Here is a 25867-nt window from a genome sequence, read left to right on the forward strand (position 1 = left end):
GACTGAACCGGCCGCGGCACGCTGAGCCGAGAGGCGGCGGTGGGCCCCGGCGTGCTCGCCGGGGCCCACCGTCATGCCGGTTCAGTGACCGTCGTCGTCCGGGTCGCCGGCCGGCGGGTTGGGCGGGGCGCCGGCCGCGTGCACGGGTGCCGGCATCGGGCTGCCGGCGCCCCTGACGCTCTGCCAGATCGCCTGGTTCGACACCTGCTCGTCGATCTGGTCCTCCCGCGTGTAGTCCTGCGCCGCGGACTGCGCGGCCATCGGAGCGTTGGCGCCGTTGACGCTGGTCAGGATGTCCTGCGCCGGCTTCACCGCGGTGTAGGGCGTGAGGTTGGGCTTGCCGGTGAAGGAGTTGAACATCGGGGTGGCGGTCGCGTCGAACTGGGTCATCGGGCCGATGCCGGCGATCAGTTCGATGGTGCGCAGCATCGACGCGGTGGAGTACTGCGTGGAGTCCACCTTGCCGGTCTGCGTGTACGGGCTGATCACCTGGGCGATGGTGCGGTGGGCGTCCACGTGGTCGGGCCCGGCCTGGGCGTCGTCCTCCACGACGAAGATCGCCGTGGACGCCCAGTCCCTGGAGTGGGACACGCTGTCCACCAGCCGGCCGAGGGCGTAGTCGTTGTCGGCGACGTAGGCCTTCGGCGTGGGGTAGCCGGGCGTGGTGTTCTGCGTGTGGTCGTTGCCCAGCCGCAGGAACTCCACCGCGGGCAGGTTGCCCTTGGCCTCGTACTGCTGGAACTCACGCTGCCACTCGTCGATGCGGGTGTTGCAGGCGGTCCTCGGGGTGAAGGTGCCCGAGGAGTCGGGACACTTCAGGTCCCACCCGTAGAAGTTCGGGTCGGTGTTGGCCACCAGGCGCGGGTCCGGCCCCGACGGGCCCGGGTTGAACACGTTGTCGCTCTCGTAGAAGCCGTAGTTGCGGAAGGCGATGTTCTTGTCCGCCAACCGGTCCCAGATGTAGGAGTCCTTCGGGTCGCGGTTCATCGCCGTGGTGAAGTTGCCGCCCTCGTAGTCGTACGGGTGATTGCGGCCGGAGTAGTTGCCCACCCAGGTCTGCTCGACGTACGGGTTGGAGTTCGCGCCCACGGACCAGTTCCAGCCCTGCGCGCTCACCTCGGCATTGGCGTAGAAGTTGTCCAGCGTGACGAACTTCCGTTGCAGCGCACGGGAGTTGGGCGCGGAGTCGTCGCCGAAGAGGTTCAGCGACGGGTCGCCGTTGCCCTTGCCCAGGCTGCCGAACTCCTGGTCGAAGGTCCGGTTCTCCTTGACCACGTAGATCACGTGCTTGATCGGCGACGGCTCGCCGACGCGCGCCGGTACCGGGTTGTTCGGCGCGGCGCTGCGCACCTTGTCCCGCTCGTCGAAGCCGTCGTTGGCCACCACCTGCTGGGAGTACTTCGCGAGTTGCGCCGCGTCCGGTGTCGGAATCGACGACAGGCTGCCGGCGATCATCGTGCCGACGTACTGCGCCTCGAACCCGGGCGTGCCACTGCGCTGGTTGTCCGTGTAGGGGTTGGGGCCGTTCGGGTTGGGGCCGGCGCCCAGTCCCTTGGCGTTGACCACGAACAGCGTCCGGCCGTCGGCGGAGGGGGTGACCGCGGTCGGGTACCACGCGGTGGGGATCATGCCGCGGATGTGCCCGGTGTGCGCGTCCACCACGTCCACGTCGTTGTTGCCGGAGTTGGCCACGTACAACGTGCCGGCGTCGGCGGACAGCGCCAGGCCGTCGGGGTTGGAGCCGACCGGTGCGCCCTGGTACGGGGACAGGTCGATGGTGGACCGGGGTGCGGCCGCACCGGCGGGCACGACGCTGACCGAGTCGCTCTCGCTGTTGGCCACGTACACCGTGCCGGCGTGCGGATCGACCGCCATCCGGTTGGGGTGCGTGCCCACGGTGACCGTGCGCGCCACGGTCGGCAGCGGCCCGGAGATGTCCAGCACGCTGACCGTGTTCGCGCCCTGGTTGCTCACGTAGGCGGTGCGCCCGTCGGGGGAAAGGGCGACGCCGTACGGGTTGTGGCCCACGCCGACGGTGTCGACGCGCCGGGTGGCCAGGTCCACGACCGAGGCGGAGTCGCTCATCTGGTCGGCGACCACGAGCCGCTTGCCGTCCGGCGTCACGGCCAGCCCCGCCGGGTAGAGGTTGACCACCTGGCCGGCGGGGTTCTTCGTGGGCAGCGCGATCGGCGGGTCCTCGGTGAGGTGGTGCTGCCCGTCGACGCTGTAGGCGTGGATGGTGTTGGCGCCGCCGGAACTGGCGTAGGCGTGCCGGCCGTCGGGGCTGAACGCGACGCCCGCGTACAGGCCGTCCGGCTTCTTGTACGGGATGGTCTGCACCACCGCGTGGCTGGCCGGGTCGATGGCCTGCACCGACTCGTGCGTCGCATCGCCGGCGTTGAGCACCAGCAGGAGCTTGCCGTCCGGGCTCAACGCCGACGCCGTCGGCAGCGACCCCAGTGCGGTCTGCGCTCCGGCCGGCGTCACCCGCCAGCCCGCCGGCGTGACGCCGGTTCCGTCGCCCTGCGGTCCGGCGTGCAGGGCGGTGTTCACCGCGTACGCGGTGCCCGCGCCCACCACCAGCACCGCCGCGGCGGTGACCCCGACGCGTACGAGCCTTCTCATCCTCGCCACTCCAGTCTTCCGTCGGTGCCTGTCCGCGAGCCCGCCCGGGCGCGTTCCCATGCTCGTCATCGCAGGCCGGTCGAGTTGCCGGACAGGCTGTCAGTACCAGCCGCGCACCGAGATTCCCGCGGTTGGACTTCGGTACGGACGAGCACACAATCATCGCGAATCAACCTGGGGTCGACAATCATCCGAACGGCGAGTGACAGCACCGTGCGGAATCATCTGCTTACTGCCCCGGTAATGAACCGTCATACCCTCGGTAAAGAATGGCGGCGCGACGCCCGGAACACACCCCGAACCGACCAGGACAGGGAGTATTCACCCGCCACCACGCGCTACCGCGGGTAGATTTCCGCGGCAACCCGGGCGAACAGGTCCTCGTCGGTCAAATCGCCCATCGCTCAGGCATCGGTCGTGCCGCGCCTGGTCCGGCCCGGGCGCAGTGCCATCAGCCCGAGGGTGAGCAGCAGCCGATCGCGGGGCTCACCGAGCCTGCGGCAGGTGAGTTCCTCGATGCGCTGCAGGCGGTAGAGCACGGTGTTGCGGTGGCAGTGCAGGATTCTGGCCGCCTGGGTGGCCGACCCGTTGCAGCCCAGCAACGCGCGCAGCGTGCGGATCAGGGTCTTCCGGTGCGGTTGCGGCACGGCGAGCAGGTCGCCGAAAGCGACGGAAAGCAGGCGGTCCAGCAGTTGCGGGCTGTTGACCAGCAGCGCCTCCGGCAGCCGGTCGTCCACCGTGGCCAGGCCGGGTTCGCTGAGGGTACATGCGGCTGTGTGGGCCATCTCGTAGGCACGGCGAAGCTGACCGAGTTCGTGGATCACCGGCGAGGCGCCCACGGGCCCCGCCACCGCCGGGCCGAGCGTGTCGAGAACCGTGCGCGGTCTTCGGGTGCCGAGCACCACCAGCCCGACCACGTCGGCCGACCGCGGATGCCACGACGAGACGATGCCGTGCGCGGCCAGAACGTCCTGGGGCGCGCGCAACGGCTCGTCCCTCGCCGAGTCGATCAGGCCCACCACGCACAGCAGGGCCCCTCGCAGCGGCACGCCGAGCGCCGCTGCGGCCTGGCCGAGCAGGGCGGGATCGTCGCCGCCGTTTTCGAGGATCGCGTTGAGAAAGGCCTGCCCGTGGCCGGACGCGCGGCCGCACCGCCGCGCCTCCTCCTGGTAGGCCTCGGCCAGCACGGTGGAACTCGCGTCGATCAGCCGCCAGATCTCGCTGCCGAGCCCCAGCAGTGCGTGGTCGTATTCGCCCGCGAAGTGGCGCCGCGACGCGGCCAGCAGTTCGTCCCAGATGATCCGCCCACCGACCCGGTACGCCCGCAACACCGCCTCCAGCGGCACGCCCTGCAGGGCCCGCAGCCGGCCGGTGAGCCGGCACCGCTCCCGGGGGTCGACGGAATCCGGGATGTCGCCGGCCAGCGACCGGATGCACAGTTCGATGTTCTCCCGGACTGCCCGGCGCAGCTCGTCGCCGCCGGTCCGGCTGAGTTCCGCGTAGGACGGTTCGCGCCTGATGACGACCCGCAGCAGCCGGTCGGCCAGGGCGTCGACGTCGTCGAGCAGGACGTCACCGAGCACCCTGGCCGCGGCGGAGGCACCACCGTCCACGGGCCGCGGCGCCGGAGAGATCGAAGGGGACACCTCGGTCACAACACACCGTCCGGTCGGTATGGCCATACCGCACCATGACACGGCTTGACGCAGGTAGTCCATACCTTCTCGGGCACAACGCCCAAAAGGCGAGACGCATGTTTGGGCAGCGGGTCCATGGATTTCGCCGGCAGCCGCGTCCAGCCTGGGAGCCCAGCTCAGTTGACCTGTCACGGCATCGGGGAATCGGCGCGGGAGGCGAGCTTGGCTCGGTCCAACCAGATCTGTCGGCCACCTTTCGAAGTCGGAAAGTTTCCTTCGGTCGTCGGCGTTTCACAACACCGGCCCGTGCTCGGTGGCCGTGGCCGGCCACGGCCGTGGGAGCCGGTGCGATGACCGCGCGGACGGGAGCGCTCCCCGGTACCGGGGCGCTGCGACAGACCGGCAACCTGTTCGTGCTCGCGGTCGACGTGGTGCGCGGCACCTTTGTCCGGCCTTTCCAGTGGCGGGAGTTCGTCCAGCAGGCCTGGTTCGTGGCCAGCGTGACAATCGTCCCCACGGCGATGGTGTCGGTGCCCTTCGGCGCGGTGATCGCGTTGCAGCTGGGGTCGCTGACCAAGCAGATCGGCGCGCAGTCGTTCACCGGGGCGTCCAGCGTGCTGGCGATCATCCAGCAGGCCAGCCCGCTGATCACCGCGCTGCTGATCGCGGGCGCGGGCGGCTCGGCGATCTGCGCCGACCTCGGCGCCCGCACCATCCGCGAGGAGATCGCGGCGATGGAGACCCTCGGCATCTCACCGGTCTACCGGCTGGTGGTGCCCAGGGTGCTGGCCGCGATGCTGGTCGCGACCCTGCTCAACGGGGTGGTCAGCGTGGTCGGCGTGCTGGGCGGCTACTTCTTCAACGTGATCATGCAGGGTGGCACGCCGGGCGCCTACATGGCCAGCTTCAACGGCCTGGCGCAGTTGCCGGACCTGTGGATCGGTGAGATCAAGGCGGTGATCTTCGGGTTCCTCGCCGCGGTCGTCGCCGCCGACCGCGGGCTGAACCCCGGCGGCGGGCCCAAGGGGGTCGGGGACGCGGTCAACCAGTCCGTGGTGATCTCGTTCATGCTGCTGTTCTTCGTCAACGTCGCGCTCACCGCGATCTACCTGCAACTGGTCCCGCCGAAGGGAATGTGAGCGATGGCGAGTTCGCTCCCCGGCATGCGGCGGATGCTCGGCCGGCCGCTGCAGTTCCTCGACACGGCCGGCGACCAGGCCACGTTCTACGTGCAGGCGATTGCGTGGACCCCGCGGACGGTCCGGCGCTACACCAAGGAGACGGCGCGGCTGCTCGCCGAGGTGAGTTTCGGCACCGGCGCGCTGGCGGTGCTGGGCGGCACCATCGGCGTGATGGTGGGCATGACCCTGTTCACCGGGGTCGTCGTGGGCATGCAGAGCTACACCGCGCTGAACCAACTCGGCACGTCCGCGTTCACCGCGTTCATCACCGCGTACTTCAACACCCGCGAGGTGGCACCGCTGGTCGCGGGCCTGGCGCTGTCGGCCACGGTGGGCTGCGGGTTCACCGCCCAACTCGGTGCCATGCGGATCTCCGAGGAGGTGGACGCGCTCGAGGTGATGGCCGTGCGCAGCGTGCCGTACCTGGTCACCACGCGGATGATCGCGGCGTTCCTGGCGGTGATCCCGCTGTACGTCATCGGGCTGCTGTCGTCCTACCTCGCCTCCCGGGTGATCACGGTGGTGTTCTACGGCCAGTCCGCCGGCACGTACGACCACTACTTCAGCCTGTTCCTGCCGCCGGAGGACGTGCTGTACTCCTTCGCCAAGGTGCTGCTGTTCAGCGTCGTCATCGTCCTGCTGCACTGCTACTTCGGCTTCCGCGCCCGCGGCGGGCCGGCCGGCGTGGGCACCGCGGTGGGCCGCGCGGTGCGCGCCGCGATCACCTCGATCAACGTGCTGGACTTCTTCCTGACGCTGGCGATCTGGGGCGCGACCACGACGGTGAGGGTCGCCGGATGAGCCAGGACAGCCTTGCCTGGCGAATCCGGCGACGCCTCATCGGCATCGCCTACATCAGCGTGCTCATCGCGTTTCTCCTCTCCACCGTCGCCGTGTACAAGAAGGTGTTCGAGCCGGTGGTGCACGTGACGCTGCGCACCGACCACGTCGGCAACCAGCTCCAGCCACCGTCGGACGTGAAGGTGCGCGGACTGATCGTCGGCGAGGTCCGCAGCGTGCGCGCCACCGGCAGCGGCGCCGAACTGGACCTGGCGCTGCGACCCGACGAGGCGCATCTCATCCCGCGCAACGTCTCCGCCCGGCTGCTGCCGAAGACCGTGTTCGGCGAGCGCTACGTGAGCCTGGTGCTGCCCGACCAGTCCGCACCGGCGTCGCTGACCAGCGGCGACGTGATCGACCAGGACCACAGCAGCACCTCCATCGAGGTGGAGAAGGTGCTCGGCGACCTGATGCCGCTGCTGCAGGCGGTGCAGCCGGAGAAGCTGGCCACCACGCTGAACACGATCTCGATGACCCTGGACGGCCGCGGCCAGGAACTCGGGCAGACCATGGTGGACCTCAACCGCCTGCTGGTCGGGCTCAACCCCGCGCTGCCGGACATGACGGCCGACATCAGCGCCCTCGCGGACGTGTCGCGGACCTACGCCAACGCGGTGCCCGACCTGGCGCAGGCCCTGCACGACATGTCGATCAACGCGAGAACGGTGGCCGAGCAGCGGGCCGGGCTGGACCGGCTGTACCGGAGCCTGACCACCGCATCCAACGACATGGACACCTTCCTGCGCGCCAACAAGGACAACCTGATCGCGCTGAACGTGGCCAGCCGCCCCACCAACGAACTTCTCGCCCGCTACGCACCCGAGTACCCCTGCCTGCTGCACGACATCGTGGCCTCGATCCCGGAGACGGACCGCATCGCCGGCAAGGGCACCAGTGAGCCCGGCGTGCTGCACCTCACCGTCAAGATCGCGCAGAGCCGCGGCAAGTACCTGCCCGGGCAGGACACCCCGCGCTACGACGACCGGCGCGGGCCGCGCTGCTGGGGAACGCCCGTCCCGGCGCCCCAGTACCCGCCGGACGGGCCGGTGCGGGACGGCTCGTCGCACCCGGCGCCGGCGCCGAACCCACGCCCGAGCCAGCCGGGCCTTACCGCACCCTCGTCCACGGCGCCGGCCGCGGCCCCGCTGGCGAACTCGCCGGCCGAGCAGCGGCTGGTGGCCGTGCTCGTGGCGCCCGCGCTGGACGTGTCGCCGGATGACGTGCCGTCCTGGGGGTGCCTGCTACTCGGGCCGCTGTACCGGGGAGCGGAGGTGACCGTGCAGTGAGGTCGATCCGCCCTTCGCTGACGAAGCTGATCGTGTTCATCGTGGTCACCCTGGCGGCCACCGGGCTGCTCGCCGTCACGATCGCGAACACGGCCTTCACCCCCGCCACCCACTACGCGGCCCGGTTCACCGACGTCACCGGCCTGAACGAGGGCGACGACGTGCGCATCGCCGGGGTGAAGGTCGGGCAGGTGGACTCCATCCGCATCGCCGACCGGAGCCAGGCCGAGGTCCGGTTCAGCCTGTTCGACAAGCGGAAACTGCCCGCGACGGCCACCGCCGCCGTCCGGTACCGCAACCTGATCGGCCAGCGCTACATCGCGCTCGGCCAGGGGCCGGGACCGGTGAACGCGACGCTGCCCGAGGGCGGCACCATCCCGCTGCGGCAGACCCGGCCGGCGCTCAACCTGACGGTGCTGTTCAACGGGTTCAAGCCGCTGCTGCGTGCGCTGTCCCCGCAGGACGTCAACAAGCTGTCCCAGTCGATCATCGAGGTGCTGCAGGGCGAGGGCGGCACGGTGAAGAGCCTGCTGGCCCACATCGCCTCGCTGACGTCCACCATCGCCGGCCGCGACGAGGTGATCGGCCAGGTGATCAACAATCTGAACAGCGCGCTGGACACCATCAACGCACGCGGCGACGAGATGTCCACCGTGCTCACCCAGACCCAGGAACTGGTGTCCGGCCTGGCCGCCGACCGCAGGACGATCGGCGACGCCATCGACGGCATCGGCCAGCTCAACCAGGTCACCGGCGGAATGCTCGCCGAAAGCCGCCCCGCGCTCCGGGAGGACATCGCCAACCTGGGCGCGCTGTCGAAGAACCTCGACGACAGCAAGGCGGTGGTACAGCACTTCGTGCAGTTCCTGCCGGACAAGCTGAACACGATCAACCGGACGGCCAGCTACGGCGGCTGGTTCAACTACTTCCTCTGCCGCACCACCGGCGAGGTCGGGATATCCAGCCTCGGCATGCGCCTCCCCCTGGACAACAGCCAACCGATGCCCGCGAGGTGCCAGCCATGAAGCGGTTGCGGGAAGCGAACCGGGTCACGGTCGGCGCGATCTGCCTGCTGCTGTGTACCGCGGTGATGCTGGGTGCGTTCTACTTCCAGGACCTGCCGCTGATCGGCGGGCGGACCTACAGCGCCGAGTTCAGCGAGGCCGCGGGCCTGAAGAGCGGTGCCGAGGTGCGCATCGCCGGGGTGAAGGCCGGTCAGGTCACCGGAATGGCGCTGGAAGGCAGGCACATCCGGGTCGACTTCCGGGTCGACGGCGCGTGGCTGGGTGACCGCACCAGGGCGTCCATCGAGATCAAGACCCTGCTCGGGCAGAAATACCTCGCCCTCGACCCGAAGGGTGACCGCCCGCTGGACCCGGACACTCCCATCCCGCTGGACCGCACCGAGGCGCCCTACGACGTCATGGCGGCGTTCAACGACGTGGGCCGCGCCGAAGGCGAGATCAACACCCAGGAACTCGCGCAGAGCTTCCAGGTCATGGCGGACACCTTCCGGGACAGCCCGCAGGAGGTCGGCGACGCGCTGCGCGGGCTGTCCGCCATGTCGGCGACGATCGCCTCCCGCGACGACGAGATCCGCCACCTGCTGCAGGACACCGACCAGGTCAGCCAGATTCTCGCCGACCACAGCGAGCGGTTCCAGAAGCTGCTCGCCGACGGAAACCAGTTGCTGGAGGAGATCCGCTTCCGGGAGGACGCCATCACCAGGCTGCTGCAGGGCACCGAGCAACTCGCCACGCAACTGCGCGGCCTGGTGGCCGACAACGGCGGCCAGCTCCAGCCCGCGCTGGCCAAGCTGGACCAGATCACCGCGATGCTGCACGCGAACCAGGACAGCCTGTCCCGCGGGCTGGCCGGCCTCGCCCCGTTTACCCGGCTGTTCACCAACACGGTCGGCAACGGCCGCTGGTTCGACAGCTACATCTGCGGGCAGTTCCCGCCCATGGCGCAGGCCGGGCCGGTCGGGGTCAACCAGCAGGGCTGCCAGCCGCCGATCGCGGGAGGAGGCCAGCGGTGAGCAGGCCGGTCATCTCCTTCCACGGCGCGTTCGCGCGGTCCGTGGCGTTCGCCGCGGTCGTCGTCCTGCTGCTGGCCGCCGGAGTGTGGTGGGTGCTGTCCCGCCCGTCGGGTACCCGGGTCACCGCCTACTTCCCCGAGTCGATCGGCCTCTACGCGGGTTCCGACGTGCGGGTGCTGGGCATGCCGATCGGCACGGTCACCGGGGTCACCCCGCAGGGCCCGCAGGTCCGGGTGGACATGACGCTGGACCCGAAGGTCCCGGTGCCGGCCACCGCGAAGGCCGTCGCGGTGGCGCCCAGCCTGGTCAGCGACCGGTACGTGCAGTTCACCCCGCCCTACGACGGCGGCCCGCGGATGACCGACGGAACGGTGCTTCCGCTGGACCGCACGGCCGCGCCGCTGGAACTCGACGACATCAACAAGAACCTCGACCGGATGATGACCGCGCTGGGCCCGAACGGTGCCAACAGCAAGGGAGCGCTGTCCGACGCGCTCACCGTCGAGGCAGCGAACCTGCGCGGCAACGGCGAGGCGATCCACCAGATGATCATCCAGCTCGGCCAGGCGGAGAGCACCCTGTCGGGTTCCAAAGAGGACTGGTTCGGCACCATCGACCATCTGCAGAAGTTCAACAAGGCACTCGCCGACAGCGACGGGCAGGTGCGGCAGTTCAACCAGCAGTTCGCCGACGCGATGCGCTTTCTCGCCGGCGAGCGCGGCGACCTCGGCAGGGCGCTGCACGACCTGGGGCCGGCGCTGGAGGACGTCCAGGCGTTCATCCGGAACAACCGCGACCAGATCAAGTCCAACGTGGACAACCTGGCCGGAGTGACGAAGGTGCTGGTCGACCAGCGGGCCGCGCTGGCCGAGGTGCTGGACGACGCTCCGCTGGGCCTGTCCAACCTGGCCAACACCTACGACGCGGCGTCGCAGACCCTGCAGACCCGCAGCAACATCAACGAGCTGACCAACCCGCCGATCGTGCTGGTCTGCAAGCTGCTGCAGGCGGCGCCCCCGACCAAACCGGTTCCGCCGGTGCTCACCGACGCGTGCCGGCGACTCGCGCCGGTCATCAACGGGGCCGCGCCGCTGCCCTCCCCCGCGGACGTGGTCGGCGCGATGCAGCAGGGCAAGCCGCCACCCCTGCCCCTGCCACTGGTGAACGTGCTGAACATGGGCGGCCAGACCGCTGGGCGGGGTGGTCGCTGATGGGGCGCGGGCGCACGCTGGCCACCCTTCTGCCCGTGCTGGTGCTCGCGCTCACCGCGTGCGGGCAGGGCGGGTTCGCCGGCATCTACGACATGCCGCTGCCCGGCGGCGCCGACCTCGGGCCGCACCCGTACCGGGTTACCGCCGAGTTCCACGACGTGCTGGATCTGGTGCCGCAGGCCAGTGTCAGGGTCAACGACGTGGCCGTGGGCAAGGTGGCCACCGTCCGAACCGGACCGGACGGCTGGACCGCCGACGTCGTCATGGAGGTCAACGAGGGCGTGGCCCTGGCTCCCAACGCCACCGCGGAACTGCGGCAGTCCAGCCTGCTGGGCGAGAAGTACGTCGAACTCGCCAACCCGGCCAAGCCGGCGCCCGGCCGGCTTTCCGACGGCGCCCGCATCCCGCTGGACCGCACCAACCGCAACCCCGAGGTCGAGGAGGTCCTCGGCGCGCTGTCCATGCTGATCAACGGCGGCGGCATCGGCCAGATCCAGAACATCGTCCAGGAACTCAACCGGGCCCTCGGCGGCAACGAGGCGGACCTGCGTGAGCTGAACACCAACCTGGACCGCTTCACCGGCGAACTGGACCGGCAGAAGGGCGAGATCGTCCGCGCCATCGACGGCCTCAACCGGCTGTCCGCGTCGCTGTCCGGGCAGAACCGCAACATCGCCACCGCGCTGGACAACCTCGGCCCCGGCCTGAAGGTGCTCAACGAGCAGCGCGGCGAGTTCGTCACCATGCTGCAGTCGATGGACCGGCTGTCGCAGGTCGCGGTGGACACCGTGAACCGGAGCCGGGACGACACCGTCGCCAACCTCAAGGCGCTCAGCCCGATCCTGGGGAAGCTGGCCGAGGCCGGCGACAACCTGCCCAAGTCGCTGCAGATGCTGGTGACCTACCCGTTCACCGACTACTCGGTGAACATCATCAAGGGCGACTACGCCAACCTGGCGGTCAAGCTCGACGCGGACTTCGACAGCATCGTCGACTTCCTGCTCGCCTCGGGCAGCCAGGGGCCCGCCGCGCCGAAGGGCCCGCCACCGGCCGCGGCGCCACCGCCGCTGCCGCTGCCCGGCTCACCGGCACCCGGCGTCCCACCGCTGCCGGCGCCACCCGGCCAGCCCGGCGACCTGCTCGGCAACCTGCTCGGGGGCACTAGATGATCGCCAGGAAGGTCCGCGTCCAGATCATCGTGTTCGCGCTGATCGCCGTCGTGGGCGTCACCTACGTCGGCGGCAGGTACGCCGGGCTGGACCGCCTGTTCGGGCCCCGCGGCTACGTCGTCACCGCACAGTTCACCGACTCCGGCGGCATCTTCACCAACGCCGAGGTCACCTACCGCGGCCTCACCGTCGGCCGGGTCGGGCCGCTGCGGCTGAGCAAGTCCGGAGTGGACGTCGAACTCGACATCGACAGCACCGGCACCAGGATTCCCGCCGACACGGACGCCGTTGTCGCCAACCGCTCCGGCGTCGGCGAGCAGTACGTGGACCTCCGCCCGCGCACGGCGGCCGGCCCGTACCTGCGCAACGGCTCGGTCATCCACAGCGACCGCACCTCGATCCCGCTGCCGCCGGAGGACCTGCTGTCCCACCTGGACCGCACCGTCACCAGCGTGCCCACCGAGTCGCTGCGCACCGTCGTCGACGAGTTGGGCACCGCCTTCACCAACACCCGCACCCAACTGGCCACCCTGCTGGACAGCAGCTCGTCCTACACCGAGGAAGCCGTCGACCAGCTACCGCAGACCAGGGACCTGATCGCCAACAGCAGGACCGTGCTGGACACCCAGCGGGCCCAGTCCCGTGACATCGAGTCGTTCAGCCACGACATGCGACTGCTCGCGGAGCAACTGAAAACCTCCGACCCGGACTACCGGCGCGTCATCGCCGCCGCCCCGGGCGCGGCACAGCAGATCAGCGACCTGCTCCGGGAGTCGGGGCCGAACCTGGGCGTGCTGTTCGCGAACCTGCTGACCGTCGCCAACGTCTACAAGGTCCGCCTGGCCGGCGTCGAGGAAACCCTGGTCGTCTACCCCGTGGTCACCGCGGGCGCCAAGACGGTGGCGCCGGGCGACGGCACCGCGCACTTCGGGATGGTCCTCAACTCGTTCGACCCGTACGCCTGCGTCCACGGCTACGAGCAGACCCACCAGCGCACCGGCACCGACACCGCGCCCGCCCCGGCGAACAACCTCGCCTACTGCGCCGAACCACCGGGAAGCCCGACGGACGTCCGAGGGGCACAGAACTCGCCCGGTCGACCGCCGCACTAGCCGGGCCGGACGCGGGCGCGGCGCTGCCGGACCCGGCCCGTCGCGGCGTGCCCATCCGGGGATACACCAACGGGTGGGCGCCGCGGTGGCCCTTCGGGCAGCGTCCGCCCCCGGATCGTGTTGTTCTCGCCGGACCGCCCTGTGCGGCCGGCCGGCGCGCGCGACACTCCGTGGCAGTTCGACTCCACGACGCGACCGCTTTCCGCCGGCACGGCGGTCGGCGTCGCGGGTCCCGTGCCGAGAGCGGAGGTATGCATGAGCGTCCCGGCGGCCCGGGGCCGGGACAGCACCCGCCGCGCCTACGCGCTGGCTGCGCTGGCGGCCGTGCTGTTCGGTTACGACAACGGCATCATCTCGGCCGCCATCCTGTTCATTCCGGAGCAGTTGCCGCTGACCCCGTTGCTGAAGGGCACGGTCGTCAGCGCCACGGTGATCGGCGCCATGGTGGGCGCGCTGGGCAGCGGTCCGGTCGCCGACCACCAGGGACGCCAGCGCACCCTGCTGCTCGCCGGCGTGGTGTTCACGGTCGGCGCGCTCGGCGCGGGCACCGCGCCGACGGTCCCGGTTCTGGTGCTGTTCCGGTTCATCCTCGGGCTCGGTATCGGGATCGCGTCCGTGATGGTCCCGGTCTACCTGGCCGAGATGGCCCCCGCGGACGTCCGCGGGGCGATCACCTCCCTCAACCAGTACATGATCATCGTGGGGACGGCGCTGGCCGCCGGGATCGGCTACCTGCTGGCGTTCACCGGGTCGTGGCGGTGGATGTTCCTCATCGGTGTCTTCCCCGCGGTGGTGCTGGTGGCCGGCATGCTCACCGTCACGGACACCCCGCGTTCGCTGGTCCGCCGCGGGCAACCCGAGCGCGCCCGCGCCCTGCTCCGCCAGCTTCGCCGTGACCCCGACCGGGCCGAACGCGAGTTCGCCGAGATCGTGGCGCTGGAACGGCAACGTACCGAGGCCGGCGCCGCGGTCCGGCTGCGCGCCCGCTGGGTGCGCCGCCTGCTCGTCCTCGGCGCCATGCTGGCCGTCTTCCAGCAGATCACCGGGATCAACACCATCGTCTACTACGCACCGTCGGTGCTGGAGAGCTTCGGCCTGTCCAAGTTGACCGCGCTGCTGTTCACCTTCCTCAACGGGCTGGTCAACATCGGGACCATCGCGGTCATGGTGCAGGCCAAGGTCGTGGATCGATGGGGCCGCAAACCCGTGCTGCTCGCCGGGTTGGTGGGCATGTCGGCGAGCCTGTTCGCGGTCGGTGCCGCCGCGCTGGTACTGCCGGCCCACTCCGGTGCGCTGTTCGCTGTCGCGGTCGCCGCCTTCGTCGTCTTCACCAACACCTTCTCCGCGACGTGGGGCCCGGTGCTGTGGGTGGTGCTCGCGGAGATCTTTCCGCTGGCGCTGCGGGGAACGGCGATGGCCGTCGCGACCCTGTTCAACTGGTTGACGGACTTCTTCGTGTCGCTCACCTTTCCGACCTTCACCGCGCTCGCCGGCGCCGGGGTGGTGTTCGTCGCCTATGCCGCCGCCGGTGTCGCGATCTTCCCGATCGTCTGGTGGGTGGTGCCCGAGACCAAGCAGCGCAGCCTGGAGTCGCTGGAGATCAGCTTCCGGGCCGCCACCCGGCTGCGCCCGGGAAGGCCGCCACCCCGCGAGGACCGGTGAGCCGGGCAGCCCGGCGCACCGCACCGCAGGCGCGCGAGCGCCCGCGAACACCGACAGCACACCGGTTTCGCCGGGAGGTTAGCCACCATGACCGTCAGGTACGGGCCGCACGGATCGAGCCTGCGCGACCTGCCCCGCCTGCGCAGCACCCGGCGCCGGCGCGCGTCGAGCTGGGACCGCACCGGCGGCAACGACGACCGGGTGACCCTCGAACCCGGCGAGACCGCGACGCTGGCGGCCATCGACGGCGCGGGCACCGTCACGCACCTGTGGATGACGCTGGCGAACGAGCGGATGACGCGCGACCCGTGGATGCGCGAACCCGACTACCTCCGCCGGCTGGTGCTGCGGGCGTTCTGGGACGGCGAGCCGCATCCCAGCATCAACGTCCCGCTCGGCGACTTCTTCGGCGTCGGTCACGCCCGGACGACGAACTTCGTGTCGGCGCCGCTGCAGATGAGCCCGGAGGACGGCAAGGGGTTCAACAGCTTCTTCCACATGCCGTTCGCCACCGGCGCCCGCATCGAGGTCGCCAGCGAGATGACCGAGGAGCGGGTCTTCCTCTACTACTACGTCGACTACGAGGAACTCGACGAACTCGAGGAGGGCATCGGCCGGTTCCACGCCCAGTGGCGCCGGGCCAACCCGTGTTCCGGGGCGGAGCAGGGCAGCCAGACGAACGCCGAGTTCCAGCTTTCCGGCACCAACACCGACGGCGCCGGGAACTACACGATCCTCGAGGCGCAGGGCCGGGGCCACTACGTCGGATGCGTGCTGAACATCCACAACCTGCGGGACACGCAGCAGTGGAACTGGTACGGCGAGGGCGACGACATGATTTTCATCGACGGCGACGAGTGGCCACCCACCCTGCACGGAACCGGAACGGAGGACTACTTCAACACCGCCTGGTGCCCCAGCCAGTCCTACCACGCCCCCTACCACGGCATCACCCTGACCGGCGGCGACAACTGGAGCGGGCAGGTGAGCCTCTACCGGTTCCACATCGAGGATCCCGTCCCGTTCCAGCGGTCCATCCGGGTCACCATCGAGCACGGCCACGCGAACAAGCGCGGCGACGACTACTCCTCGACCGCCTACTGGTACCAGTCCGAACCACATCAGCCGTTCGCGCTCGCCCCGGTCGACGAGCGCATCCCCCGGGGCCGATGAGCACCGGTCAGGAGGAACGCCCGGCCGCCGCCGCGGGCGGAACCTCGGCGGGCGGCGTCACCCGCCGGCATTTCCTGCGTGCGGCGACGACCGCCGGGGCGGCGGCGGTGTTCCCGCCGTCCGCACCGAGGGCGGCGCCGCCCGCCGGCAACGCCCTCGCGCTCCGCCGGCCCGCCGACCGGGTCGCCGCGCGGCACCGCGACCCGGACAGCGCCTTCTTCGCCACCGCGTTCACCGAGTACGCGGCGAGCTATGCCACCGAAAGCACCGGCGACCTGTGGCCGTCGTGCTGGGCCGACGACGACAACGTCTACGCCGCCAACGGCGACGGTCAGGGTTTCGGGACCGGGCCGATGTCCGACATCGTGGTGAACCGCATCATGGGCACGCCGGAGGTGGGCATCACCGGTGAACGCCTGGCCGCCGGCGACCAGATCGCGAACGTGTACGCCGACCGCCGCTATTACAACCGGAAGCCCACCGGAATGGTGGCCGTGGACGGGAACTGCGACGGCCGCGACGAGCTGTACCTCGCCGTCCAGGACCTTCGCCGCGCCCCGGCGAACGTGGCGTTCGACGACGCGCCCAACGCCAGCATCTGCCGGTCCGACGACTACGGGCGGACGTGGCGGAAGACCCGCGAGCCGATGTTCACCGGCCACGTGTTCACCACGATCATGTTCCTGGACTTCGGCAGGAGCCAGCGGCACGCCAGGGTTCTCGGCGCGGACGGCGCGCGGTACGTCTACGCGTACGGGCTGGACCACAACTGGCGCTGCTCCTACAGCAACACCGTGCCGTCGCCCACCAGCCTGTACCTGGCCCGGGTGCCCAGGGCGGCCATCCAGTGCCGCCAGGCGTGGGAGTTCTTCGCCGGCACGGCACCGTCCGGCGAGCCGCGATGGAGCCCGCGCATCGACGACCGCGTCGCCGTTCTGCACGATCCCAGAAGGCTCTACCCGGACGTTTTCTGCCGTGGTGGGCGCGCCAACTTCACGGTGCTCTCCCAGGGAGGCGTTCTCTACAACGCGCCGCTGCGCCGGTACCTCTACACCTCGTGGACGGAGTACACGTTCGAGTTCTACGAGGCTCCGGCCCCGTGGGGACCGTGGCGGCTGTTCATGTCCAGGGACGCGGGAGCCTACCCGTGGTACGGCCCGGCCGCGGAGATCCAGGTGATACCCAACCCGTTCGGCCACCCGATCCCGCGCCGCACCGGCCCGGCGCCGCAGGCCGCCCCGTGCCCCGGACCCAAGAACGGCGGCTACGCCTGCACCATCCCGTCCAAGTTCGTCAGCGCCGACGGCCGCGACATGTGGCTACAGTCCAACTGGTTCCTCGGTGTCGGCTGCGGCGCTCCGAACTACACGTTCTCGTTGCGTCGCCTGCACGTCGCCCCGCGCCAGCCCGGCTGCCCGCCGAACCCGCCCGACCCGGGCTGCAACCTCGCCCGCGGGTGCGGCACGACACCCATCGAGAAGTGCGCCCACTACGGCCACGGCGGCTACTACAACGACTGCGCCACGAACCTCGGCGAGGACAGCTTCGACTGCTCCCACAAGACCTTCGACTTCTGGGGCTACACCTGGCCCCGCGAGTACCGCATGGACCGGGTCGTCTACACCACGGGCCACATGTTCCCGGACGGCGGATGGTTCGCCCACGGACCGATGGTGCAGGTCAGGCAGGGGACGCGCTGGGTGGACGTCGCCGACCTGACGATCAGCCCCGGCTATCCGCACGACCGGACCGCCGGCAGCTACCGGACCTACACGATGACCTTCGCCGAGGCCCGCGGCGACGGCATCCGCGTCTGCGGAGTCCCCGGCGGGTCGGCCACCTTCACCTCGATCGCCGAACTCGCCGTCTACTTCGACGGCCGGCCACCCCGGTAGCGCCACCGGACCCGGATCCGGGTCGAGTTCGCCGTCGCCCCGCCACGCCCGCTCCGGGCCGGGTAACCCGACCCGGACCTGTGGCCGCGCGGAGGCGACGCCCGCGGTGAACCGTACGGCCGTCCGGTGCGTTGATCTTCGTGCGGCCGTGCGAAGTGCCGCCCGAGTCGACCTGCTGGAGGTGGAAGCTAACCCGCCCACGAAAGCCCTTCCCGACCGGAGGTACCTCCCCGTGACCACCACCACCGACGTGGCCCCGGCCCGGGTGGCCCACCGCGCCCGGAACGCTCGGCCGGTCCGCAGGCTCGATTCGGTGTTCGTACTCGCCATGGTCCTGCTCCTGGCGTTCCAGGTGCAGGGCCCGATCCGCCGGGCGCTGTCCGTCCCGGTGATGCAGAACTGGATGACCGTGTTCGTGGCGGTGGTCGTCCAGGCCCTGCCCTTCCTGGTCCTCGGCGTGCTGCTGTCGGCGCTGCTCGCGGTGTTCGTTCCCCCGTCGTTCTTCACCCGCGCGCTGCCGAGCAGGCCAGCCATGGCGGTGCCGGTCGCCGGGATGGCCGGGGCGGTGCTACCCGGCTGCGAGTGCGCCTCCGTGCCGGTGGCCGGTGCGCTGGTGCGCCGGGGCGTCACCCCCGCGGCCGCGCTGGCGTTCCTGCTGTCCGCCCCGGCGATCAACCCGGTCGTGCTGACCGCCACCGCCGTCGCCTTTCCGGGCAACCCGCGGATGGTGCTGGCACGGTTCGCGGCCAGCCTGCTGGTGGCCTGCACGATGGGCTGGCTGTGGCAGCGGCTGGGTCGAACCGAATGGCTGCGCCCACCGGCCCACCCGTCCTTCGACGGCCTCAGCAAACCGGCGGCGTTCTGGGGCTCAGTGCGGCACGACGTGATGCACGCCGGCGGCTTCCTGGTCGGCGGCGCGATGGCCGCGGCAACCCTCAAGGCCGTGGTCCCGGCAAGCTGGCTGCACGCCGCGGCCGGCAACCCCGTGGTGTCGATCCTGGCCCTCGGGGTCCTCGCGGTGCTGCTGTCGATCTGTTCCGAAGCGGACGCGTTCGTGGCCGCGTCGCTGTCCCAGTTCTCCCTGACCGCCCGGCTGGCCTTCCTCGTCGTCGGACCGATGATCGACCTGAAACTGTTCGGCATGCAGGCCGCCACGTTCGGCCGCGGCTTCGCGTTGCGGTTCGCGCCCGTCACCTTCGCCCTGGCCGTCGCCGCGTCGGCGCTCGCCGGGGTGGTGCTGCTGTGAGCCGGCAGGCGCAGGCCGTCCTGATGCTCCTCGTCGGCGGGGCGGTGTTGCGCGCCAGCCTCACCGACCTCTACCTGCGCTACGTCAAGGTGGGGCTGCGCCCGCTGCTGCTCACCGCCGGCATCATCCTGGTCATCGCCGCCGCCGCCACCGTCTGGTACGACTGGCGCCGGCCGCGCGCCACCCGGGACGGCCAGTCCGGGCGTGGGCAGCACGGCGGCCACGGCCACCGTGAACCACGAGTCTCCTGGCTACTCCTGCTGCCGCTGTTCGCGCTCATCCTGGTCGCCCCACCGGCACTGGACTCCTACAGCGCCATGCGCGCCGGCACGGCCCTCCAGCGACCGTTCGGCTTCCCCACGCTGCCCGCCGGCGATCCGGTCCAGCTCAGCGTGCTCAACTACGCCGGCCGAGCGGTCTACGACCACGGACGCTCCCTGGGCGACCGTCCGGTCAAGGTCACCGGCTTCGTCGCGTTCGACAGCGGCGGCACGCCCTACCTGGTCCGGATGCTCCTCAACTGCTGCGCCGCCGACGCGCAACCCGTCAAGATCGGGCTCACCGGGCAGGTGCCTCCCGTACTGCAACCCGACACCTGGCTGGAAGTCGTCGGCACCTACACCACCGAACAGGCCAGGGATCCCGTCAACAACGGCGCCATCCCGTTCATCGACGTCCGGCAGGCACGGCCGGTCCCCGCCCCGCCCGACCCGTACGAAACCTGGGGCAGTTGACGCGCTCGGTTCCCCGCTGATGTCGAGGCAACACCCCATGAGCATTCTTGACCACGTTCCGAGAAACCACCCGGATTCATGGGATCGAGTGCTGCCCGTGCCGCCGTGGCGCTTGCTCCGGGTGGTTGTTCAACGCCGCCGCAGTGCCCGCACGATCAACTGCCCGACGACCGCGTAGATGATGGCGGCCAAGCCGTAGTTCAACACCACGCCGATCTTGGCGTCGTCCGGAGTGAACACGTCCCCGAAGCCCAACACCAGCGCCTTGGCCACCTGGTGCACCAGTGAGACAAACCCGTTGTGCTTGTTGGCCCCGGCGACCACGAACACGACGTGCAGCACGAAAACCGTGGTGACCAGCCCGACCACGACGTTGATGACGCGGGCCAGGGTTTCACCACCCTGCTCGCGGCGGGATTCGCGGCCATAGCCGGGGTGGAGGCGGGGATCGGTGTCGTTGTAACCGCGGTAACTCATGCGCGGCATTGTGACAACCACCAGCCGCATTGACCAGGACACCTGGTCAATCCATCGATCGCCTCGGCGGCCAGGCGGTGCCGGCGGGGACGATGCGCTCATTTGGCATGGAACGCGGACATCGTGTGGCTTGTTGACATCGCGCCACCCACCGCGTCCCCACGGGTCGGGCATTGACGTAATGTGACCACCAGTTCGAGACGTTCCCGATTGGCAGGACCTCGAAGATCGCGGGAGCGCGCCGCCAGCGCTCCGATAAGAATTGGCAGCGGGTGCGGAGGTGACGGGTGAACTGGGTCGACCTGTTGGTGATCGCGCTCGCGCTGGCGGCGGGGGCCTCGGGCGCCCGGCAGGGCATGGTGACCGCGGTGCCGGCGTTCGCCGGGGTGCTGGGCGGCGCGGTTCTGGGCATCCGGCTCGCCCCGCTGGTCGTCAACCAGTTCTCCGGGCCGGCGGCCCGGGTGGCTGTCGCGGTGGGCGTGGTGGTCCTGCTGGTGGCGCTGGGCGAGACGCTGGGGATGTCGATCGGCGCGGCGATCAAGCGCGGCGTCAACCGAACTCCGCTGACCGGCGTGGACAACGCCCTCGGCGCGGTCGTCCACGGCCTCGTCGTGTTCGTGGTGGCCTGGTTGGTCGCCCTTCCGCTGACGTCGGTGGTGGGGCTGCCCGGTCTCGCCACGTCGATCAACGACTCGCGGGTGCTCGCCACGGTCAACTCGCTGATGCCGCGGCAGGTTCAGCAACTGCCGGCTGACCTGCGGCGGCTGCTCAACGATTCCGGCTTCCCGGCCGCGGTGGACCCGTTCGCCCGGACCCCGATCACCGACGTCGGCCCGCCGGACACCGCGTTGCGGAACAGCGCCGTGGTGAACCGGGTGCGGCCCAGCGTGCTCAAGGTGCGTGGCCGCGCGCCGTCCTGCTCGCGGGCCCTGGAAGGCAGCGGGTTCGTCGTCGCCCCGCAGCGGGTGATGACCAACGCGCACGTGGTCGCCGGCACCGACCGGACCGTGGTCGAAGCCGCCGGGGGCGAACTGCCGGCGCGGGTGGTGTACGACGACCCGGAGGTCGACGTGGCCGTGCTCGACGTACCGGGTCTGACCGCGCCGGTGCTGCCCTTCGCCGGCCAGCCGGCGGCCGGTGGGGCGAGCGGCGTGGTGCTGGGCTACCCGCTGGACGGCCCGTACACGGCGTCGCCGGCCAGGGTGCGGCAACGCATCCAGTTGCGCGGACCGGACATCTACGACGCCAACACGGTCACCCGCGACGTCTACACCGTCCGTGCCACCGTGCGCAGCGGGAACTCCGGTGGCCCGTTGATCGACCCGCAGGGCAACGTGCTGGGTGTGGTGTTCGGCGCGGCGGTGGACGACCCGGAAACCGGGTTCGTGCTCACCGAGCAGCAGGTCGCCGCCGCCACGGCCGCCGCGCCGAACGCCAGCCAGGGCGTGTCCACCGGCGGCTGCGCAGGCTGATCCGCGGCGTCGGGCTCGGGCCAGCCTGCCGCCTCCGCCCGCTACCCGCCGCCGTGCCGGTGCGGCGGCCGCGGTTTCGGTGGTTTGTCCTGCGGCGGCCCGGGCGGCGGCGGTGCCGGCGGTGGTGGCGGAGCGGGCGGGTAGAACTGGCCGATCGGCTGCGCCGGCGGGAAGGCGAGGACGGGTTGGGCCGCCAGGTAGGCGTCCATGAACCGTTGCCAGATGTGGCCGGGGAGGCTGGCGCCGTAGACCGGGTTGCCGCCCGCGTCGCGGACCGGCAGCACGGGGTGTTCCGCGTCGCCGGCGCTGATCGAGACGGCGGTGGAGATCTGCGGGGTGTAGCCGACCATCCAGGCCTTCTCGTTGTCGGGGCTGTCCCCGCGCCCGTACTGGTGGGTTCCGGTCTTCCCGGCGACGGGCCGGCCTCCGCCGAGGGCGATGTGCGAATGGTTCGCGACGTCGAGCAGGGAGTCGGTCACGTTGGCGGCCAGGTTCGCGTTGCGGCGCGGGTCGCCCGGGTCGAACGCGGCCTGCGGCTGCGCACCGAAGGCGCGCACCGTCCGCCCGTCGTGGTCGACGATCTTGGCGACGAACCGGGCCGGGTTGCGCATCCCGCCCGCGGCGAAGGTGGCGTAGGCGGCGGCCATGTCGATGGTGCGCACCGGGTACATGCCCAGGGCGATGCCGGCCTCGACGCTGCCGTCGGGGCTCCGCAGGGTGGGTGTGCCGTTGATCTCGCGGGGAATGCCCGCCTGGTAGGCGGCCTGGGCGACCCTGACCGGTCCGAACTGGACGGCCATGTTGACGAAGACGGTGTTGACCGACTTGGTCATCGCCTCGCGCACGCTGCAGTGTGGCGGGTCGTCGCACCGCACGCCCGGGTTGTTGGCGAACGTCGCGCCGGCGATCGTCTGCGGCGATGACCCGTCATAGAGTTCGCCGAGGCCGCGGTTCTGCTCGAGTCCGGCCAGCGCCACGAACGGTTTGAACGCCGAGCCCGGTTGCTGCGGTGCGGCGGCGTAGTCGAACCCGCCCGGACTCCCGCCGCCGCCGTAGTAGGCGCGGATGGCGCCGGTTCCGGGCTCGACGGCCACCAGGGCGGGGTGGAGGTTGCCGGGCTGGCCCTGCAGGACCTGGTTGACGGCGTCCTCGGCGGCCCGCTGCGCGCGCGGGTCCAGGGTGGTGACCACGGTGTAGCCATGCTGCTGCAGATCTCGCTCGGTGACGCCGTTCCGGGCGAGTTCGGCCAGGACCTGCCGGCGGATGTCGTACTGGGTGGCGGTCAGGTTCCCCTCGCGCGCGGCCGGGTCCTGGGTCGGTGGTGGCCGCATCGCGGCGCGTTCCGCCGCGGTGACGAAGTGGTAGCGCGCCATCTGGTCCGCGACGTAGGTCCAGCGGCGCAGTGCCTGCTCCGGGTTGACGCGCGGGTCGTTGTCGGTGGGTTGCTGCACCATGCCGGCCAGCACCGCCGCCTCGCTGGGATCGAGCTCGCCGGGCGGCTTGTGGAAGTACGCGTCGGCGGCGGCGACGATGCCGTAGGCGCCGCGCCCGTAGTAGGCGGTGTTGAGGTAGGCCTTGAGAATGTCGTCCTTGGACTGCTGCCGGTTCATCTTGAACGCCAGCACGATCTCCTTGAACTTGCGGGTGTAGGTGTGCTGGTCGTTGCCGGTGGACAGCTTGATGTACTGCTGGGTGAGCGTCGAACCTCCGCCGGAGCCGCCGGTGAGCTGGGCCCAGCCGGCACGGAGGATGCCGACGATGTCGAATCCCGGGTTCTGGTAGAAGGTCGGGTCCTCGGCGGCGAGGGTGGCGTCCCGCATCGGCTTCGAGACCTCGCGGTCGACGTCGCGGACCATGGTGCGGTTCCCGGAGGTGGGCACGATGCGGGTAAGTTCCGAGTTGTCCGCGTAGGTGAGCACCACGGTCTGGGCGGTGCCGCGCGCGACACTTTCCGGGCTGGCCACGTCCCAGGCGACGTAGCCGATGACGAAGGCGATCAGCGGTGCCAGGATCACCGCGGCGGTGACCAGGTAGCACGTGCGGCGCACCCATCGCCACACCGCCGCCCGCCGCGAGGCGTCCGCGCCGAGGGAGCGGCCGAGCCGGCGCCGGTCCAGCGGCTGGGTCGCCAGGCTGGACGGGTCCGCGGGCGGAGCGGAGGCGGAGGAGTCACCGCGCGGTTCCCCCGGCCCGCCGTCGGCGACGGGGTCGCCCTTCCCGACGAGCGCCGCGAAGGCGGTGTAGTTGGCGATGACGTCGGGGATCGGACCACCCGCGGCGGCGACGGCACGGACGGGGTCGGGTTCGACGTGGTGGGCCACCTCGCCGTAGCGCAGCCGCACGGCCAGGTCCGTGGCACGTTCCCCACTGGCCACGACGTGCCGCCCGCGGAGCCGTTCGAACGGGATGTCCCACAGCCAGGAGGTGTCCAGGCCGTCGGCCTCGCGGGCGTTGATGGCCAGCACCAGCGGCCGTTCGTGACCGGCAACGACGGTGAGCGTCTCCTGCCAGCCGGCGGGGTTCTTCGCCAGCAGCAGCCGCGCGGGCCGGCCGCCGAACGCGATCGTACGGTAGCGGCCGCGGATGTCGGCCAGTTCACCCACGGCTGCGGCGGCCGTGGCGGCGGGACAACCCAGGGTGGTGGCCGCGGCGATGGCCATGGCGGCGTTGCCGCGGTTGGCCGCCCCGGGCAGGCGCAACCGCAGTGGGAGCCGGGTGCCCTCCGGTGTGGTGATGGACGCCGGGTCGCCGTCCGGATCGACGACCGTCCAGGTGGGAGTCGGTCGAGCCAGGCCGCACTCGCACCACCAGTGATCTTCCCGGACCGAGAGGGTCCGCGCGCAGCGGGGGCAGACCGTGGCGTCGGCCCGCCACACCGCTCCGGCGGCCACCCAGACCACCCGCTGCGCCGCGGCGGCGGCGAGCACGATGTTCGGGTCGTCGGCATTGGCCACGACCACCGCCCGCGGATGATCGGCCACGGTGGCGGCGAGCCGGTGGACCACCCGGCGGATCTCCTCCGCGCGGTCGAGTTGGTCGCGGGAGAGGTTGAGCAGCACCAGCACCGCGGGGGCGACCTGGTTGGCGACCTGCTGGAGGTGCAACTCGTCGACTTCCAGTACGGCGTGCTCGGCGCCGCGATCAGCGGCCAGCGCGGCGACGTGCCCGTCCGGCATATTCGCGCCGGTGTGGTTGCTCGCCACGCGGCCGTGGTGGGCGCGCAGCGCCGCGGTGATCATGTGGCTGGTGGTCGTCTTGCCGTTCGTGCCGGTTACCAGCGCGATCCGGCGGCCGCGGGACAGTTGGCGCAGCACTCCGGAGTCCAGCGCCAGCGCGACACGACCGCCGATCATGGCTCCGTCGCCCCGGCCGGTCCGGCGGGACAGCCAGGACGCCGCCTGCCCCAGCGCGATCGCCGCCGAAGCACGAACACTCAGGCGCTGATGGAACGACTCTCTGTCGGCCGCGGTGAGCAATCCAGTCCCTCGTCATCGGCAGCAGGTGGCGGGTGGCCGGTCGGCCCGGCGGGCATTCTCCCCCAACCGGCTGGCCGGGCGACCCGGTGATTCCCCACACTGTCGAACGGGTACTCGGCCGGTCGCTCCTGGTAAGGCGCCCGCGGAGCCGGCACCCGTGTGTCGCAACACCGTCCTCATGAGAAAGACCCTCGGTGTGCGTGCGCATCAGATCCGGGGGCAGAACCGAGAAGGATCCGCGTCACCGGTTTCCACGGCATGGCCGGGCTTTGCACGGCGTCACCTGATGCGGCAACATGCCATCGACCAAGCTGACCGAAGCAACGTAGGACGGGCAGTCGGGGGCCCGCCGGTTCCCGCCGCGTACGCGGGCGCTGTTCCAGCGTACCGGCGCGAGGGAGGCTCCCTCATGCGTGCGCGAAGCCGCGTGAGCCAACGCGACCATGTCACGCGCCGTGTTTCTGCGGGCGTTCGCGTCATGCGGCCAGCCCGTGCGGTCCGTCCCGTGTGTCGCCGCACCGGCCGCTCGCACGGGCCTGGCGGCCCGTGGTCGCTGGGCCGGTTCCGCATGACGCTCACCGGCCGCCAGGCCCCGCGATCGTGGTGGCGGGGCGCCGTGCCGCGGGACGTGAC

At 70.9% G+C, this 25867-nt stretch carries 18 protein-coding genes; 14 read left to right on the forward strand and 4 right to left on the reverse strand.

The features are described from left to right. Positions 1–81 precede the first annotated feature (81 nt). Both FFT21_RS16770 and FFT21_RS16775 read right to left on the reverse strand, forming a co-directional pair. Positions 82–2625: a bifunctional YncE family protein/alkaline phosphatase family protein gene (locus tag FFT21_RS16770; RefSeq protein ID WP_192909586.1), complete on the reverse strand. Its 2544-nt coding sequence runs from the start codon at positions 2623–2625 to the stop codon at positions 82–84. Between the two features lie 404 nt (positions 2626–3029). Further along, entirely contained in the window at positions 3030–4280 is a 1251-nt protein-coding gene (locus FFT21_RS16775; protein ID WP_225978478.1) for a PucR family transcriptional regulator, read from the reverse strand. A gap of 332 nt (positions 4281–4612) precedes the next feature. On the opposite strand from FFT21_RS16775, the gene FFT21_RS16780 reads away from it, so the two are divergent. From FFT21_RS16780 to FFT21_RS16840, 13 genes are all read left to right on the forward strand, one after another. Further along, positions 4613–5401, forward strand: a complete 789-nt coding sequence (locus tag FFT21_RS16780; protein ID WP_137814824.1) for an MlaE family ABC transporter permease — start codon at positions 4613–4615, stop codon at positions 5399–5401. Between the two features lie 3 nt (positions 5402–5404). Further along, positions 5405–6244, forward strand: coding sequence for an MlaE family ABC transporter permease (locus FFT21_RS16785; RefSeq protein ID WP_137814825.1), 840 nt, complete (start codon positions 5405–5407; stop codon positions 6242–6244). After that, complete coding sequence (locus tag FFT21_RS16790) at positions 6241–7569, forward strand: MCE family protein (RefSeq protein ID WP_137814826.1); 1329 nt, start codon at positions 6241–6243, stop codon at positions 7567–7569. Before FFT21_RS16785 ends, FFT21_RS16790 begins: the two co-directional genes overlap by 4 nt. Then, positions 7566–8594 (forward strand): MCE family protein, encoded by a 1029-nt coding sequence (locus FFT21_RS16795; RefSeq protein ID WP_137814827.1) that lies wholly within the window; start codon positions 7566–7568, stop codon positions 8592–8594. The genes FFT21_RS16790 and FFT21_RS16795 overlap by 4 nt, the downstream gene beginning before the upstream one ends. Further along, positions 8591–9607, forward strand: coding sequence for an MCE family protein (locus FFT21_RS16800; protein WP_137814828.1), 1017 nt, complete (start codon positions 8591–8593; stop codon positions 9605–9607). The genes FFT21_RS16795 and FFT21_RS16800 overlap by 4 nt, the downstream gene beginning before the upstream one ends. Next, a complete protein-coding gene (locus FFT21_RS16805) occupies positions 9604–10818 on the forward strand; it encodes an MCE family protein (RefSeq protein WP_225978479.1) in 1215 nt (404 codons plus the stop codon). The genes FFT21_RS16800 and FFT21_RS16805 overlap by 4 nt, the downstream gene beginning before the upstream one ends. Further along, positions 10818–11987 (forward strand): MCE family protein, encoded by a 1170-nt coding sequence (locus FFT21_RS16810; protein WP_137814829.1) that lies wholly within the window; start codon positions 10818–10820, stop codon positions 11985–11987. The genes FFT21_RS16805 and FFT21_RS16810 overlap by 1 nt, the downstream gene beginning before the upstream one ends. After that, positions 11984–13099 carry an MCE family protein gene (locus FFT21_RS16815; RefSeq protein ID WP_137814830.1) on the forward strand — a complete coding sequence of 372 codons (1116 nt, stop codon included), beginning with the start codon at positions 11984–11986 and terminating at the stop codon, positions 13097–13099. Before FFT21_RS16810 ends, FFT21_RS16815 begins: the two co-directional genes overlap by 4 nt. Before the next feature lie 255 nt (positions 13100–13354). Next, on the forward strand, positions 13355–14761 hold the full coding sequence (locus FFT21_RS16820; RefSeq protein ID WP_137814831.1) for a sugar porter family MFS transporter: 1407 nt from the start codon (positions 13355–13357) through the stop codon (positions 14759–14761). An 87-nt stretch (positions 14762–14848) separates the two neighbouring features. After that, positions 14849–15934 carry a glycoside hydrolase family 172 protein gene (locus tag FFT21_RS16825; RefSeq protein ID WP_137814832.1) on the forward strand — a complete coding sequence of 362 codons (1086 nt, stop codon included), beginning with the start codon at positions 14849–14851 and terminating at the stop codon, positions 15932–15934. Then, complete coding sequence (locus FFT21_RS16830) at positions 15931–17829, forward strand: twin-arginine translocation signal domain-containing protein (RefSeq protein WP_137814867.1); 1899 nt, start codon at positions 15931–15933, stop codon at positions 17827–17829. Before FFT21_RS16825 ends, FFT21_RS16830 begins: the two co-directional genes overlap by 4 nt. Positions 17830–18157: 328 nt before the next feature. Further along, entirely contained in the window at positions 18158–19075 is a 918-nt protein-coding gene (locus FFT21_RS16835) for a permease (protein ID WP_192909593.1), read from the forward strand. Then, on the forward strand, positions 19072–19809 hold the full coding sequence (locus FFT21_RS16840; RefSeq protein ID WP_137814833.1) for a TIGR03943 family putative permease subunit: 738 nt from the start codon (positions 19072–19074) through the stop codon (positions 19807–19809). Before FFT21_RS16835 ends, FFT21_RS16840 begins: the two co-directional genes overlap by 4 nt. 129 nt (positions 19810–19938) lie before the next feature. Here FFT21_RS16840 and FFT21_RS16845 read toward each other — a convergent pair whose 3' ends face one another. Further along, on the reverse strand, positions 19939–20286 hold the full coding sequence (locus tag FFT21_RS16845; protein ID WP_225978480.1) for a hypothetical protein: 348 nt from the start codon (positions 20284–20286) through the stop codon (positions 19939–19941). A gap of 287 nt (positions 20287–20573) precedes the next feature. Between FFT21_RS16845 and FFT21_RS16850 the strand changes: the two genes are divergently transcribed. Next, positions 20574–21758, forward strand: a complete 1185-nt coding sequence (locus FFT21_RS16850) for a MarP family serine protease (protein ID WP_137814834.1) — start codon at positions 20574–20576, stop codon at positions 21756–21758. A gap of 41 nt (positions 21759–21799) precedes the next feature. Here the strand turns inward: FFT21_RS16850 and FFT21_RS16855 are convergent, their stop codons facing one another. After that, positions 21800–25111: a MurT ligase domain-containing protein gene (locus FFT21_RS16855; RefSeq protein ID WP_137814835.1), complete on the reverse strand. Its 3312-nt coding sequence runs from the start codon at positions 25109–25111 to the stop codon at positions 21800–21802. Between the last annotated feature and the right edge of the window lie 756 nt (positions 25112–25867).

The organism is Gandjariella thermophila (assembly GCF_005405885.1).
Classification (GTDB): domain Bacteria; phylum Actinomycetota; class Actinomycetes; order Mycobacteriales; family Pseudonocardiaceae; genus Gandjariella; species Gandjariella thermophila.

Coding starts and splice junctions, on each gene's coding strand:
- FFT21_RS16780 (WP_137814824.1), top strand. CDS start 4,613: ATGACCGCGCGGACGGGAGCGCTCCCCGGTACCGGGGCGCTGCGACAG.
- FFT21_RS16830 (WP_137814867.1), top strand. CDS start 15,931: ATGAGCACCGGTCAGGAGGAACGCCCGGCCGCCGCCGCGGGCGGAACC.
- FFT21_RS16815 (WP_137814830.1), top strand. CDS start 11,984: ATGATCGCCAGGAAGGTCCGCGTCCAGATCATCGTGTTCGCGCTGATC.
- FFT21_RS16820 (WP_137814831.1), top strand. CDS start 13,355: ATGAGCGTCCCGGCGGCCCGGGGCCGGGACAGCACCCGCCGCGCCTAC.
- FFT21_RS16800 (WP_137814828.1), top strand. CDS start 8,591: ATGAAGCGGTTGCGGGAAGCGAACCGGGTCACGGTCGGCGCGATCTGC.
- FFT21_RS16785 (WP_137814825.1), top strand. CDS start 5,405: ATGGCGAGTTCGCTCCCCGGCATGCGGCGGATGCTCGGCCGGCCGCTG.
- FFT21_RS16825 (WP_137814832.1), top strand. CDS start 14,849: ATGACCGTCAGGTACGGGCCGCACGGATCGAGCCTGCGCGACCTGCCC.
- FFT21_RS16845 (WP_225978480.1), bottom strand. CDS start 20,286: ATGAGTTACCGCGGTTACAACGACACCGATCCCCGCCTCCACCCCGGC.
- FFT21_RS16770 (WP_192909586.1), bottom strand. CDS start 2,625: ATGAGAAGGCTCGTACGCGTCGGGGTCACCGCCGCGGCGGTGCTGGTG.
- FFT21_RS16855 (WP_137814835.1), bottom strand. CDS start 25,111: ATGATCGGCGGTCGTGTCGCGCTGGCGCTGGACTCCGGAGTGCTGCGC.
- FFT21_RS16835 (WP_192909593.1), top strand. CDS start 18,158: ATGGTCCTGCTCCTGGCGTTCCAGGTGCAGGGCCCGATCCGCCGGGCG.
- FFT21_RS16810 (WP_137814829.1), top strand. CDS start 10,818: ATGGGGCGCGGGCGCACGCTGGCCACCCTTCTGCCCGTGCTGGTGCTC.
- FFT21_RS16790 (WP_137814826.1), top strand. CDS start 6,241: ATGAGCCAGGACAGCCTTGCCTGGCGAATCCGGCGACGCCTCATCGGC.